The organism is Ideonella dechloratans (assembly GCF_021049305.1).
GTDB lineage: Bacteria > Pseudomonadota > Gammaproteobacteria > Burkholderiales > Burkholderiaceae_C > Ideonella > Ideonella dechloratans.
Genome location: NZ_CP088081.1, coordinates 1842154 through 1855181, shown reverse-complemented (window position 1 = coordinate 1855181; position 13028 = coordinate 1842154). Strand labels below are relative to the sequence as shown.

The following is a 13028-nucleotide window of genomic DNA, read 5'->3' as shown; positions in this document are numbered from 1 at the left end:
GGGGCTCACTTCACGCCCTGGCCCAGCAGGACGCCGTCCACCATCACGCCGTAGAGGTTCACCCCGTCGCCCTCGTGGAACTTCTTGCGGGTGGCCTCGATGTCGTGGTTGACCAGGCGCGGGTCCTGCGGCCGCTCATGCGAATTGACGAAGGCCGCCACGTCCCAGGCCTCCTGGTCGCTCAGCGTCTCGCCCTTGCCCAGCGGCATGTTGTGCTGGATGAAGCCGGCCGCCGTGTTGATGCGGTGCATGCCGGCGCCCCAGTTGTAGGAGTCCTTGCCCCACAGCGGCGGGAAGACCTGAGTCGCGCCCACCTTCTTGCCCTCGCCGTTGGCCCCGTGGCAGATGGCGCACTGGGCGCTGTAGACCTTCGCCCCGCGGGCGATGTCGTAGCCACCCTTGGGCGGCATCGGTTCATCGAAACCGCGGCCCGGCAGGGCCTGGCCCACCGGCGCGCCGGTGGACAGCCAGTAGGCATAGGCCGTCAGCGCGTTGAGTACCTCGCTGTCGGCCGCCGGGGCCTTGCCGTTCATGCTGAACTGGAAGCAGCCCTGCATGCGCTCGGCGAAGCTGTTGACCTTGTCGTTCTTCTTCCGGTAGGCCGGGTACATGGTGTAGGCCGCCCACAGCGGGGCCGAATTGGCCTTGCGGCCCCGGTCCAGGTGGCAGTTCACGCAGGCCAGCTCGTTGCCCACGTACTGCGGCGCCAGGGCCTTGGTGTTCAGGAAGATCGCCTGGCCCTGGCGCACCAGCGCGCCGAAGGCGTTGTTGGGCAGGCTGCTCTCGGCCGGCGGCTGGAACCAGGGGCTGCTGGCGGCCTTGGCCGGCGCCTGGGGCAGCTGGGTCTGGTCGTCGGTGCGGGGGCTGGCAGCCTGGGCGCCAAAGCCAGCCAGGCCGGCCAGGGCCAGGGTCATGGCGGCCAGCAACGCGGGGCGATAGGTCGTGGAAGCAATCATGGCGTCTCGTGTCCGGAAGGTGGAAGCGCCATCAGCGCAGCCGGTGCTGGGTGTCGTCGAAGGGCTCGCTAGAGTCCCCCAGACTGCCGAAGTACTCGGCCACGGCCTTCATCTCGGTGGGCGTGAGGCTGGCGGCGATGTGCTGCATCAGCCCGTTCGGGTCGTTCTGCCGGCTGGGCGGCACGGCGGCCACGGCCCGGGTCTTGCCATGGGCCTTGACCGCCGGCGTGCCCCGCCAGGCCTTGAGCTGGTTCTCGATGTAGACCGCGCCTTGCCCGGCCAGCGGCGGGAAGGACGGATCCACGCCGATGCCACCGGGGCCGTGGCACAGCGTGCACTCGGGGATGCTGCGGTCCCAGGCGCCGCGCAGGGCGATCCAGGCGCCGCTTCCCTCCGGCGGCGTGCCCACCGGCTGCGGGGCCACGTTCACCCGCGGGCGGGCGGCGTAGGCACCGGCCAGGGCATCGATCTCCTCCTCGGTCAGTGCGGTGGCGATGGGCTGCATCACCCCGTTCTGGCGGCGCCCGGCCTTGAAGTCGTGCAGCTGCTTGCGGATGTAGTCGGCCGGTAGACCGGCCAGGCGCGGAAAGCCGGCCGGGGCCATGCCCTTGCCGTCCGGCGCATGGCAGCTGATGCAGGGCATGGCCGCCGGGTTGGCGCCGCCCTTCTGCATGAGGGTGTCGCCGTCGGGGGCGGCATGGCTGGCCAGGCTCGTCAGCAGGAGCAGGCCCGCCAGCGGCCAGGCCCGGGCGCGCGGGGTCGGTTGGTGCATGGGGAATCCTCGGAGGGGGTCTCGGGGCCGCCGGAGCGGCCAACGGAGATGCTATCGGCCGCCGTCTCCGCCGCCGACCCGGGCTTTTCCGTGAGGAATTCCTGAGGACTAAGTGAGTGCCATCGTCGGATGGCATGGGAATTTCAACCCGTCAGCCATTGGGCTTCCAGGTCGGCAAAACGCCAGCCCTCGGGCGATTCCAGGTCGGCGATGCGGTCGGCACAACCGGGCTTGGCCAGGTCCAGCACATAGGGTTCGATGCGCCGGTGCAGGGCCAGGCTGAAGAACACCCGGACCTTGGGCGCGAGCAGCGAACCCTTGCCCTGGGCCACCACCACGCCCAGCAGTTCCGAGCGCAGCCGCACCAGGGCGCCCACCGGGTAGATGCCCACCGCCTTCACGAAGTGCTGCATGAGCGTGGGGTCGTACAGGCCCTTGGAACGCGCCATGCGCCGCATGGCCTCGCCCGGATCCCAGGCTTCGCGGTAGGGCCGGTCGGAGGTGACGGCGTCGTACACATCGCAGATGGCGGCCATGCGGGCCACCTCGGGGATGGCGTCGCCCTGCAGCGCGCCGGGGTAGCCGCTGCCGTTGAGCCGCTCGTGGTGGTGCAGGCAGGCCTGCAGCACGCGCTCGTCGTACCCGCCTTCGGCACGCAGCAGGTCGTGGCCGCGCTGCACATGGGTGCGCATGATGGTGCGCTCCTCGTCAGACAGGGTGCCCGCGCGCTGCACCAGATCGTCCGGCAGCGTGGCCTTGCCCACATCCAGCAGCAGCCCGGCCAGCGCCGCCTGCCGGATGTCCGGCTCGGCCCAGCCCATCTGCCGGGCCAGCCCGGCCATCAGCGCGCACACCGCCACCGCATGCAGATAGGTGTAGTCGGACACCGACTTCAGCCGGGCGATGCTGATGAGGGCATGGGGCCGGCGGGTGACCGACTGCACCACCTCCTCGACCAGGCCCAGGCACTGGCCGGCATCCAGCGCGTGGCCCAGGCGGGCCGCGCCATAGAGATCCATGGCCTGACGCACGGCCTGGCGGCTGAGCGCGGCCGCCTCCTGGAAGGCGGGGCCGGCCAGGGCCAGGGCGGGGTGTGCATCCGGCAGGGGCAGGACGATGGGCTCGTCCATCGGCGGCGGCGCCGGTGCGGGCGAAGGCGCCGAGCGCCCCCTGCGGGTGGCGTCCGTGCTGCCCTGCGTCGCCTCGGCCGGCGGCGGCTCTGCGGTCATCACGTCCAACCCGCGATCGGTGTCGATGACGACGCCCGCCAGGTCCAGCGCGCGGAGCTTCTCCAGGTCGCGGGCGTCGCGCAGCAGGAACTGGCGCCGCCAGAACGGGTGCGACAGCCAGGCGCCCGAGAACTGGTGGATGAACATGCCCAGCCGCAGCTGGTCGGAACGAATCGTCTTCAGCACGCCCGCAAGCATGCCACGGCCCGCGCAAGGGACCCCTCGGGCGAACCGAGGGGCAGGCCCGGTCAGGCCTCCAGATCGAAGACCAGCACCTCGGCGCCTTCGCCGCCGGAAATCTCCAGCCGCGTTTCGCCACTCAGCGCCAGGGCATCGCCCGCCTGCAGCGCATGGCCGTTGACGGTCAGCGTGCCGCGGGCCAGGTGCACCCAGGTCTTGCGCGACGGGTCCAGTGTCAGCTCGGCGGACTCATCGCCGTCGAACAGGCCGGCCCGCAGGCTGGCGTTGGCATGCAGCGTCACCGAGCCCTCACGGCCGTCGGGCGAGGCCACCAGCCGCAGCCGGCCGCGCTTGTCCTGCTCGGAAAAGGCCTTCTGCTCGTAGCCCGGGGTGTGGCCCAGGCGGTCGGGCAGCAGCCAGATCTGCAGGAAGTGCGTGGTCTGCCCTTCGGCATGGTTGAACTCGCTGTGCCGCACCCCGGTGCCGGCCGTCATGCGCTGCACCTCGCCCGGGCGGATGGCCGTGCCATTGCCCATGCTGTCCTGGTGCGCCAGTTCGCCGTCCAGCACATAGCTGACGATCTCCATGTCGCGGTGGCCGTGGGTGCCGAAGCCGGTGCCCGGGGCCACCCGGTCCTCGTTGATCACCCGCAGGTTGCCGAAGCCCATGTGGGCCGGGTCGTAATAGTCGGCAAACGAGAAGGTGTGGAAGCTGCGGAGCCAGCCGTGGTCGGCCAGGCCCCGTTCGCCGGACTTGCGCAGAGTGATCATGGTGTGCCTCCTGTGGGGATGTGAATGGAACCGTGTGCATCCAATGTAGGAGCGCCCCCTTGAGTGGCCATGTCCCCGGGCTTGAAGCGATCTTTCAAATAACATGAACCTCTTATGCCCGATCGCCGCCACGCCCTGACCCCCGACGCCCTTGCGATGATGGACACCATCGCCCGCACCGGCAGCTTTGCCGCCGCGGCCCGCGAACTGGGCAAGGTGCCCTCGGCCCTCACCTACAGCGTGCGCCAGCTGGAGGACGCGCTGGACGTGCTGCTGTTCGACCGCCGCTCGCGCCAGGCCAAGCTGACCGCCGCGGGCGAGGAACTGCTGCAGGAAGGCCGGCGCCTGCTGGCCCAGATGGACGCGGTGGCCAACCGGGTGCGGCGCGTGGCCACCGGTTGGGAAACCCAGCTGACCATCACGGCGGACGACGTGCTGTCGCGCCGCACCCTGCTGGAGCTGTGCGAAGCCTTCTACGCCATCCGGCCGCAGGGCGGCAGCGAGGGCACCGGCACCCGGCTGCGCCTGCGCGCCGAGGTGTTGGCCGGCACCTGGGACACCCTGCTCTCCGGCCAGGCCGATCTGGCCATCGGCGTGCCTTTCGACATGGTGCTGCCCTCGGGCTTCGAGATGCGCTCGCTGGGCAGGGTGGATTTCGTCTTCGTGATGGCGCCGCACCATCCCCTGGCGGGCCGGGACGAGCCGTTGACCGACGCCGAACTGCTGCGCCACCGGGCCGTGGCCGTGGCCGATTCGGCCCAGCGCGTCTCGCCCATCACCGTCAACCTGCTGCCGGGCCAGGACGTGCTGACCGTGCCCACCATGCAGATGAAGATCGACGCCCTGCTGCGCTGCCTGGGCTGCGGCTTCGTGCCCGAACCCATGGTGCGCGACCACCTGGCCCTGGGCCATCTGGTGCAGCGCGAGGTGCGCCGCGCCCGCCGCGAAACCACCCTGGCCTATGCCTGGCGCAGCGCCGCCGTGGGCCAGCCCCGCCAGGCCCCGCGTGGCCTGGCCCTGCAATGGTGGCTGCAGCAGCTGGAAAGCCCCGCCACCCGCCAGGCCCTGCTGAGCCTGCCCAGTGGCCTGCCCTGCGCGGAATCTGCCGCCCATGGCCACTGAAACAGCGCTTCCCAGCGCCCGGCCCAGTCAGCGGATCGGCCGCTTCGCCCCCTCCCCCACCGGCCTGCTGCACGCCGGCTCCCTGGTGGCCGCGCTGGCCAGTTGGCTGGACGCCCGTGCCCAGGGCGGCCTGTGGCGGGTGCGCATCGAGGACGTGGACACCCCCCGCTGCGTGCCCGGCGCGGGCGAAGAGATCCTGCGCCAACTGGCCACCTGCGGCCTGCACCCCGACCTTGATGGTGATGGCGAGGTGTGGTGGCAATCCCGCCGGGGCGAGGCCTATGCCGCCGCGCTGCAGCGCCTGGTGGATGCCGGCCAGGCCTACCCCTGCGGCTGCAGCCGCAAGGAGATCGCCCAGGCCCAGGCGGCCCTGGGCCACGGCCACGAGCGGCATGGCGAGCTGGTGTACCCCGGCACCTGCCGCCACGGCCTGCAGGGCAAGCCCGCGCGCGCCTGGCGCCTGCGCACCGACGCCCCGGACGGCAGCGACCTGACCATCGACTGGACCGACCGCCGCCTGGGCCCGCAGACCCAGAACCTGAGCCAGGCCGTGGGCGACTTCGTGCTCAAGCGGGCCGACGGCCTGTGGGCCTACCAGCTGGCCGTGGTGGTGGACGACGCCGAACAGGGCATCACCGACGTGGTGCGCGGCGAGGACCTGGCCGACAACACCCCGCGCCAGATCCACCTGCAGCGCCTGCTGGGCCTGCCCACCCCGCGCTACCTGCACACCCCGCTGGTGCTGGCGGCCGACGGGCAGAAGCTCTCCAAACAGAACGGCGCCACGCCGCTGGACCTGCGCGACCCGCTGGCCGCCCTGCGACAGGCCGGCCAGGCCCTGGGCCTGCCCGCCGACCTGCCCGGCACCGGCCCGGCGGACTGGCTGGCCGCCGCCGTGCCCGCCTGGGCCGCGCGCTGGCCCGCGCCCAGCGTCTGACCCAGCCCCGGCCTGCGGACATCCACAAGCCCCCGGCCAACCGGGCCCAGCGCGGACGGTGGCATGATCCCGCCTTTCCGAGATTCGAGAAGAAAGACCGCCCATGAGCTCCCTCCCCCAAGGCCTGCAGATCGACGACCTGGTGACCGGTGACGGCGCCGAAGCCCGTGCCGGCCAGAGCGTGACCGTGCACTACACCGGCTGGCTGCACGACCCCGCCGCCCCCAACAACCGCGGTGCCAAGTTCGATTCCAGCAAGGACCGCGACGAGCCCTTCGAGTTCGACCTGGGCGCCGGCATGGTCATCCAGGGCTGGGACCTGGGCGTGCAAGGCATGAAGGTGGGCGGCAAGCGCGTGCTGACCATCGCCCCCGAACTGGGCTACGGCGCCCGCGGCGCCGGCGGCGTCATCCCTCCCAACGCCACCCTGGTGTTCGAAGTGGAACTGCTGCCCACGCCCGAACTGCCGCCCCTGCAGATCACCGACGTGACCGAAGGCAGCGGCGACGAAGCCCGCGCCGGCCGCCCGGTGACCGTGCACTACACCGGCTGGCTGTTCGACCCCAGCGCCGCCGATGGCCGCGGCGCCAAGTTCGACTCCAGCAAGGACCGCAACGAGCCCTTCCGCTTTCACCTGGGCCGCGGCATGGTCATCCGCGGCTGGGACGACGGCGTGCAAGGCATGAAGGTGGGCGGCACCCGCCTGCTGCTGATCCCGCCGCACCTGGGCTACGGCCCGCGCGGCGCCGGCGGCGTCATCCCCCCCAACGCCACCCTGCTGTTCGAAGTGGAACTGCTGGGCGCCTGATCGGGCCCCTTCAGCTTCCTGAGCCGTTCGGCGGCTCAGCCTCAGCGGCCACCCTCGGGTGGCCGTTGTGCTTTCTGGCGTTCAGCGGCCCCGCGTCGAAACCTGCGCCTGCTGCAGTTTGTCCAGCAACTCCGCCTGCTCGGCGGGCGTGTTGACGGGGCACAGCGTAAAGGCGGCCCCATTGAGTTTGACGTGCGCAAACAGGCCGGCAGAGTCTTCGTGGAAGTGGAGAAAAGCCGCCCCTCGCCGGTAGAAGATGCCCGGCCTCTTCGAGCTGTCGCAAGCGCCGCAGCTCGGACGGTCCGATACCGCCGTACTTCTTGCGCCAGACATAGAACGTCGCGTCGCTGATGCCCATCTTGCGGCACACCTCCTCGACGCTGATGCCCAGTTCGGCCTGCTTCAGTGCGAACGCGATCTGGTCTTCGGTGAACTTGCTCTTCCTCACGACATGCTCCTGGCCCGTCACGGGCCTTCATCATGCCGGTCGTTCTGTTACTGAACGGTTCGATTTAGTGGGACAGGGTCACAGGTGGGCGGGGCTTGCTGCTGCCCCCGCCCTGCCTGCATGCCGACGCTCTGCCGGTCGGAAGCGGGCCGAATCTTCGTGAAAACGAAGACCGGCTATTTGGTCTTGAGCTTTCCCTTGGGCAGCACCGTTGTCGTTGGCGCGATGGGGCGTGTGGAGACCGCCGTTGAATCCTTGGGAGCGCTGGTGTCCTTCTTGGGCTTCTTCGCCATCTTGTTGCTGCGCTGTTCGCCCTTGGGCATGGTGTTCTCCTTGTGCCGGTTCTGCTTTGCCGTGGTTGAAATGGGCCCCGCGCTGGCGTGCCCTCACACAGGCGTCTGGCACCCAGGCGTCAGAGGGGTGTCTGCTTCTGGCGCCAGCGGCGCTGGTTGTGCCTTGCGCTGAGCCTTTTCCGCCTTCTTGAGCTTTTTCTGTTGCTCGCGTTGGCGCTTTTCGAACTGGTAGTTGGGCTTGGCCATGAGGCATGCTTTCTGACGGTTGGAGACTCACCTTAACACCAGCCGAGCGCATGGCGGAATTTCGCAGGGCGCCACAGTGGAGGGAGCGTTCGAGCGCCGTCCGGATCTCCCTCAATCCCCCTCCACCGCCCCCTCCCGCCGCGGGTCGGCCGCGCCAAACCAGCGGCCCTCGCGCCGCTGCAGCAGTTGGGCGCCGCTGTTGAGTTCCATTTCGCGCACCTCGTGGCCCAGGGTTTTCAGGCCGGCGGTGGTGTCGGGGCCGAATTGGCCGGCTTCCAGCACGGTGGGGCCGTTGAAGCTGCCGAAGTTGGGCAGGTTGGCGGCCTGTTGCGCGTCCAGCCCCCACGCCTGGGTGCCCAGCAGCAGCTTGGTCACGTAATGGATGATGGCTGCGCCGCCGGGCGAGCCCAGGGTCATCAGCAGTTGGCCGTTGTCGCGCTGGAAGACCAGCGTGGGGCTCATGCTGGAGCGGGGGCGCTTGCCGGGCTGCACGCGGTTGGCGGTGGGCCGGCCCTGGGCGTCGTCGGGGGCGAAGTTGAAGTCGGTCAGCTGGTTGTTGAGCAGGAAGCCGCCGGGCAAGCCGGTGCCGCCATCCACCAGCAGGCCGGTGCCGAAGGCGCTTTCCACCGTGGTGGTGAAGGCAATGGCCTGGCCCTGCGCGTCGACGATGCTGATGTGGCTGGTGCCGTGCTCGGGCTGCGGGGCGGCGGGCCCGTAGGCCACGGTGGCGCCGGCCGGCACACCGGCCGTGGCGCTGCCCATGGCGCGTGGGCCGATGAGCGTGGCGCGCTGGTGCAGGTAGGCCGGGTCCAGCAGGCTGGCCCAGCGGCCGGACGGCGGTTTCACGAAGGCCGGGTCGCCCACGTAAAGGGCGCGGTCGGCAAAGGCCAGGTTGGAAGCCTCGGTGTAGCGGTGCAGCGTCTCCACCGTGGGCCGGCCGTCCTTCAGCGCGGGGCCGCTGGCCGGGGGCAGCGCGTCCAGCAGGGTGAGGATCTGGGCGATGGCGATCTCGCCTGACGAGGGCGGCGGCATGCCGCAGACGCGCAGGGCACGCCAGTCGGCGCACAGGGCTTCGCGCTGGACCGGCCGGTAGGCGGCCAGGTCGGCCTCGGTCAGCAGGCCGGGGTTGCCGGGGTGGCTGCGCACCTTGGCCACGATGCTGGCGGCCACCGGGCCGGTCAGCAGCGCGCGGCTGCCCTGTTGGGCGATGCGCCGCAGCACCTCGGCCAGTGCGGGGTTGCGCAGCACATGGCCCACCGGCCAGGGCTGCAGGGCCTGGCCGGCCACCTCGGGCTGGTAGTAATAGGCCCGGGCGGCCGGGTCGGCCTTCAGTACCTTGCTGTCCTGCAGCAGGCTGTACAGGCGGGGGCTGATGGCAAAGCCGGCGTCGGCCAGGCGAATGGCGGGCTGGAACAGCCGGGCCCAGGGCAGGCGGCCATGGGCGCGGTGCACGGCTTCGAGCATGGCCACGGCGCCGGGCACGCCCACCGCCCGGCCGCCCTGCACCGCGTCGGCAAAGGCCATGGGCTGGCCATCGGGCTTGAGGAACAGGCGTTCGGTGGCGGCGGCGGGCGCGGTCTCGCGGCCGTCCCAGGCCTCCAGGGCATGGCCATCCCACAGCAGCAGAAAGCCACCACCGCCAATGCCGCTGGACTGGGGCTCCACCAGGGCCAGCACCATCTGCACGGCCACCGCGGCGTCCACGGCCGAGCCGCCTGCGCGCAGCATCTCGGCCCCGGCCGCGGCGGCCAGCGGGTTGGCCGCTGCCACAGCCTGGTGGTCGAACCACCAGCCGGGCTTGGCCTGCCAGCCGGTGGCCAGTTCGGGCGCCACGCTGGCCGGCGGCGGGGCGGCCACTGCGCTGGCGGCCCCTTGGGAAGGCGCGGGCAGCTGGCAAGCCGCCAGGCCCAGCATAAGCAGGGTCAGGCCGGCGCGACGCAGGCCGCGGACCAGGACAGCCTCCGCAGGGGCGGTGGGGCGCAGGCGGGCGGGCAGCAGCGTCAAGGGCGAAGGACCGTTCATCGGGCAACCTGGCAAGGGGTGGAAGGGATGGCGGATCGCCCCATCCTAGCGCCGCCCTGGCTTGACGTCAGTCAAGCGTTTTTGCCCCCTGGCCTTCAAGAATGGGCAGGTCCCCCCTCCCGCCACGCCATGCCCGCCACCGCCCCGGCTCCGGTCGTCTTCCAGATCCAGCACCTGAGCAAGGTCTATGGCCAGGGCGAGGTGGCCGTGACGGCGCTGCGCGACGTGTCGCTGGACATCCGGCGCGGCGAGTTCATGGTGCTGCTGGGCGCCTCGGGCAGCGGCAAGAGCACGCTGCTCAACATCCTGGGCGGGCTGGACACGCCCAGTGAAGGCGAGGTGCGCTTCACCGACCACGACCTGACCCGCGCCGACGAGGCCGCCCTCACCCGCTACCGGCGCGAGCACGTGGGCTTCGTGTTCCAGTTCTACAACCTCATCCCCAGCCTGACGGTGCGCGAGAACGTGGCCCTGGTGACCGACATCGTGGCTTCGCCGATGGACGTGGACGAGGCCATCGACCGCGTCGGACTGAGCCCGCGGCGGGACCACTTTCCGGCCCAGCTCTCCGGCGGCGAGCAGCAGCGGGTGGCCATCGCCCGCGCCATTGCCAAGCGGCCCGATGTACTGCTGTGCGACGAGCCCACCGGCGCGCTGGACTACCAGACCGGCAAGCTGGTGCTGGAGGTCATCGCCCGCATCAACGCCGAGCTGGGCACCACCGCGGTGGTGATCACGCACAACGCCGCCATTGCCGGCATGGCCGACCGCGTGGTCTACCTGGGCGACGGGCGCATCCAGAAGGTGGTGGAGAACGCCCGCAAGCTCTCCCCTTCCGACCTGGCCTGGTAGCGCGCGATGAAGGCCCTGAACCTCAAGCTGCTGCGCGACCTGCGCCTGATGTGGAGCCAGGCGGTCACCATCGCGCTGGTGGTGGCCAGTGGCGTGGGCGGTTTCATCACCACCCTGTCGGCGGTCGATTCCCTGGCACGGGCGCGCGATGCCTTCTACGCCCAGGGCCACTTCGCCGATGTGTTCGTCAGCCTCAAGCGGGCACCGCTGTCGCTGGCCGACACCCTGCGCGCCCTGCCCGGCGTGGCCGATGTGCAGACCACGGTGGAGGCCGATGTGCGGGTGCAGATCGAGGGGCAGAACGACCCGATCATCGGCCACCTGATCGGCGTGGACGCGCGCCGCCCGCCCCGCCTGAACCTGACCACCCTGCGCGGGCCCCATGCGGGCGATGCGGCCGAGCACCCCGGCCGGCCACGCAGCGACGGCACGCTGCCGGTCTGGGTGTCCGAGGCCTTTGCCCAGGCCCGCGGGCTCGCGCCGGGCAGCCGTCTGTCCGCCTTGGTCAACGGCCGCCAGCGCACGCTGGTGGTGACGGGCACGGCCCTGTCGCCCGAATACATCTTCGCTGGCCCCTTCGGCATCCCCGACCAGCGCGGCTTCGGCGTGTTCTGGGTGGATGGCGAGGCCCTGGCCGCGGCCTACGACATGGCCGACGCCTTCAACCACGTCGCGGTGAAGCTGGCCCCCGGGGCCGATCTACCGGCCGTGCGCGACGCGCTGCAGCGCCGGCTGGCCCGCTACGGCGGGCGCGAGGCCATCGCCCGCGAGGACCAGACCTCCCACGCCATGCTGGACAACGAGATCAAGGAGCAGCACGTGCTGGGCAGCGTGCTGCCGGCCATCTTCCTGGGCGTGGCGAGCTTTCTGCTCAATGTGGTGGTTTCGCGCCTGGTGGCCACCCAGCGCGAGCAGATCGCCACCCTCAAGGCCCTGGGCTACCCCAACCGCAGCATCGGCGCCCATTACCTGAAGCTGGTGCTGCTCATCGTCGCGCTGGGCTGTCTACTGGGCCTGGGGCTGGGCAGTGCGCTGGGGCGCATGCTCACCGGCCTGTATGCCGAGTTCTTCCGCTTCCCACGCTTCGTGCATGTGCTGCCGTCCTGGCTGGTGCTGCTGAGCGTGGGCACGGCCGTGCTGACCGCCGTGGCCGGCACCCTCAACGCCATTGCCGCCACCGTGCGGCTGGCCCCGGCCGAGGCCATGCGCCCGCCGGCCCCGGGGCGCTACCGCCGCACGCTGGTCGAACGCCTGGGCCTGGCCCGCATGAACACCACGCTGCGCATGATCCTGCGGCAGATGGAGCGCCGGCCGCTGCGCACCGCCTTGTCCATCGGCGGGGTGGCGGCGGCGGTGGCCATCGTGGTGATGGGCAGCTTCTTCCGCGACGCGATGGACCGCATCGTGGACATGCAGTTCCACGTGCGCATGCGGGCCGATGTGCAAGTCTGGCTCTACGAGCCCGGGCCGCAGCGGGCCGGCCTGGAACTGGCCCGCCTTACCGGCGTGCTGGCGGTGGAGCCGGCCCGGCAGGTGGCGGTGACGCTGGTCAACGGCCACCACCGCGAGCGCGCGGGCATCCTGGGCCAGCCGCCGGACGCACAGCTGCTGCGCGCGGTGGACCTGAACGACCGCGTGCACACGGTGCCGGGCCAGGGCCTGCTGCTGACGGACCGCCTGGCCACCAAGCTGGGCCTGCGCGTGGGCGACACCGTGCAGGTGGAGGTGCTGGAAGGCCGCGGCCGGGTGCTGCAGCTGCCGGTGGACGCGGTGGTGGACGAGATGATGGGCCTGAACGCCTACATGGACCTGCACACCCTCAACCGCCTGCTGGGCGACGACGACCTGGCCAACGCCTATCTGGTGCAGGTGGCGCGCGGGCAGGAGGACGCCTTCCTGGCCGCCACCCGCGCCCTGCCGCAGGTGGCCGGCGCCTTCAGCAAGGCCAGCATGCTGCGCAACATGCAGGAGGTCAGCGCCCGCAACGTGCGCATCATGGGGGCGGTGCTGACGGCCTTCGCGGCGGTGATCGCGGTGGGCGTGGTCTACAACAACGCCCGCATCGCCCTGGCCGAGCGGGCCTGGGAGCTGGCCAGCCTGCGCGTGCTGGGCTTCACCCGGGGCGAGGTCTCGGCCCTGCTGCTGGGTGAGCTGGGCCTGTCCATCGCGGTGGCGCTGCCGCTGGGCATGCTGCTGGGCAGCGGCCTGGTGCACGCCGTGACCGAACTGCTCAAGAGCGACCAATTCCATTTCCCGGTGGCCCTGCAGCCCCGCAGCTATGCCTGGGCGGCCCTGTGCGTGGCCGCGGCCGGGCTGGCCAGCGCGCTGGTGGTGCGCCGGCGCATCGACCGGCTCGACATCGTCGCCGCCCTCAAGACCCGCGAGTGACCGCC

General features: G+C 71.2%; 12 protein-coding genes and 2 pseudogenes. 6 read left to right on the top strand and 8 right to left on the bottom strand.

Annotation, left to right across the window (positions count from 1 at the left end; genetic code table 11):
- Nucleotides 1–5 precede the first annotated feature (5 nt).
- From LRM40_RS08665 to LRM40_RS08650, 4 genes are all read right to left on the bottom strand, one after another.
- On the bottom strand, nt 6–956 hold the full coding sequence (locus LRM40_RS08665; protein ID WP_170288932.1) for a c-type cytochrome: 951 nt from the start codon (nt 954–956) through the stop codon (nt 6–8).
- 31 nt (nt 957–987) lie between these two features.
- The gene (locus tag LRM40_RS08660; protein WP_151125216.1) at nt 988–1728 is read right to left on the bottom strand and encodes a c-type cytochrome; all 741 of its coding nucleotides are present in this window, start codon (nt 1726–1728) and stop codon (nt 988–990) included.
- A 143-nt stretch (nt 1729–1871) separates the two neighbouring features.
- The gene (locus tag LRM40_RS08655) at nt 1872–3143 is read right to left on the bottom strand and encodes an HD-GYP domain-containing protein (RefSeq protein WP_231067801.1); all 1272 of its coding nucleotides are present in this window, start codon (nt 3141–3143) and stop codon (nt 1872–1874) included.
- A 62-nt stretch (nt 3144–3205) separates the two neighbouring features.
- The gene (locus tag LRM40_RS08650) at nt 3206–3907 is read right to left on the bottom strand and encodes a pirin family protein (RefSeq protein ID WP_151125214.1); all 702 of its coding nucleotides are present in this window, start codon (nt 3905–3907) and stop codon (nt 3206–3208) included.
- Between the two features lie 114 nt (nt 3908–4021).
- Here LRM40_RS08650 and LRM40_RS08645 point away from each other — a divergent pair, with 114 nt between their 5' ends.
- The 4 genes and pseudogenes from LRM40_RS08645 to LRM40_RS08630 all read left to right on the top strand — a co-directional run bounded on the left by LRM40_RS08645 (nt 4022) and on the right by LRM40_RS08630 (nt 6774).
- Entirely contained in the window at nt 4022–5029 is a 1008-nt protein-coding gene (locus LRM40_RS08645) for a LysR family transcriptional regulator (RefSeq protein WP_151125213.1), read from the top strand.
- Complete coding sequence (gluQRS, locus tag LRM40_RS08640; RefSeq protein WP_231067800.1) at nt 5019–5966, top strand: tRNA glutamyl-Q(34) synthetase GluQRS; 948 nt, start codon at nt 5019–5021, stop codon at nt 5964–5966. Before LRM40_RS08645 ends, gluQRS begins: the two co-directional genes overlap by 11 nt.
- A 103-nt stretch (nt 5967–6069) precedes the next feature.
- Nucleotides 6070–6417 (top strand): annotated as a pseudogene (locus LRM40_RS08635) (FKBP-type peptidyl-prolyl cis-trans isomerase); the annotation flags it as partial.
- Nucleotides 6412–6774 carry an FKBP-type peptidyl-prolyl cis-trans isomerase gene (locus LRM40_RS08630; RefSeq protein ID WP_231067831.1) on the top strand — a complete coding sequence of 121 codons (363 nt, stop codon included), beginning with the start codon at nt 6412–6414 and terminating at the stop codon, nt 6772–6774. The pseudogene LRM40_RS08635 and the gene LRM40_RS08630, both read left to right, overlap by 6 nt.
- Before the next feature lie 265 nt (nt 6775–7039).
- Here the strand turns inward: LRM40_RS08630 and LRM40_RS08625 are convergent.
- The 4 genes and pseudogenes from LRM40_RS08625 to LRM40_RS08610 all read right to left on the bottom strand — a co-directional run.
- Nucleotides 7040–7222 (bottom strand): annotated as a pseudogene (locus tag LRM40_RS08625) (transposase); the annotation flags it as partial.
- 176 nt (nt 7223–7398) lie between these two features.
- Nucleotides 7399–7545, bottom strand: a complete 147-nt coding sequence (locus tag LRM40_RS08620; RefSeq protein WP_170288850.1) for a hypothetical protein — start codon at nt 7543–7545, stop codon at nt 7399–7401.
- Nucleotides 7546–7608: 63 nt separating this feature from the next.
- Nucleotides 7609–7761: a hypothetical protein gene (locus LRM40_RS08615; RefSeq protein WP_170288851.1), complete on the bottom strand. Its 153-nt coding sequence runs from the start codon at nt 7759–7761 to the stop codon at nt 7609–7611.
- Nucleotides 7762–7872: 111 nt separating this feature from the next.
- Nucleotides 7873–9783, bottom strand: coding sequence for a gamma-glutamyltransferase family protein (locus tag LRM40_RS08610; protein ID WP_231067799.1), 1911 nt, complete (start codon nt 9781–9783; stop codon nt 7873–7875).
- A 129-nt stretch (nt 9784–9912) separates the two neighbouring features.
- Between LRM40_RS08610 and LRM40_RS08605 the strand changes: the two genes are divergently transcribed.
- Together LRM40_RS08605 and LRM40_RS08600 are read left to right on the top strand one after the other, a co-directional pair.
- Complete coding sequence (locus tag LRM40_RS08605; RefSeq protein ID WP_151123877.1) at nt 9913–10635, top strand: ABC transporter ATP-binding protein; 723 nt, start codon at nt 9913–9915, stop codon at nt 10633–10635.
- 6 nt (nt 10636–10641) lie between these two features.
- The gene (locus LRM40_RS08600; protein ID WP_151123878.1) at nt 10642–13023 is read left to right on the top strand and encodes an ABC transporter permease; all 2382 of its coding nucleotides are present in this window, start codon (nt 10642–10644) and stop codon (nt 13021–13023) included.
- Nucleotides 13024–13028 lie beyond the last annotated feature (5 nt).

Coding starts and splice junctions, on each gene's coding strand:
- LRM40_RS08605 (WP_151123877.1), top strand. CDS start 9,913: ATGCCCGCCACCGCCCCGGCTCCGGTCGTCTTCCAGATCCAGCACCTG.
- LRM40_RS08650 (WP_151125214.1), bottom strand. CDS start 3,907: ATGATCACTCTGCGCAAGTCCGGCGAACGGGGCCTGGCCGACCACGGC.
- LRM40_RS08620 (WP_170288850.1), bottom strand. CDS start 7,545: ATGCCCAAGGGCGAACAGCGCAGCAACAAGATGGCGAAGAAGCCCAAG.
- LRM40_RS08660 (WP_151125216.1), bottom strand. CDS start 1,728: ATGCACCAACCGACCCCGCGCGCCCGGGCCTGGCCGCTGGCGGGCCTG.
- LRM40_RS08615 (WP_170288851.1), bottom strand. CDS start 7,761: ATGGCCAAGCCCAACTACCAGTTCGAAAAGCGCCAACGCGAGCAACAG.
- LRM40_RS08645 (WP_151125213.1), top strand. CDS start 4,022: ATGCCCGATCGCCGCCACGCCCTGACCCCCGACGCCCTTGCGATGATG.
- LRM40_RS08610 (WP_231067799.1), bottom strand. CDS start 9,783: ATGAACGGTCCTTCGCCCTTGACGCTGCTGCCCGCCCGCCTGCGCCCC.
- gluQRS (WP_231067800.1), top strand. CDS start 5,019: ATGGCCACTGAAACAGCGCTTCCCAGCGCCCGGCCCAGTCAGCGGATC.
- LRM40_RS08665 (WP_170288932.1), bottom strand. CDS start 956: ATGATTGCTTCCACGACCTATCGCCCCGCGTTGCTGGCCGCCATGACC.
- LRM40_RS08600 (WP_151123878.1), top strand. CDS start 10,642: ATGAAGGCCCTGAACCTCAAGCTGCTGCGCGACCTGCGCCTGATGTGG.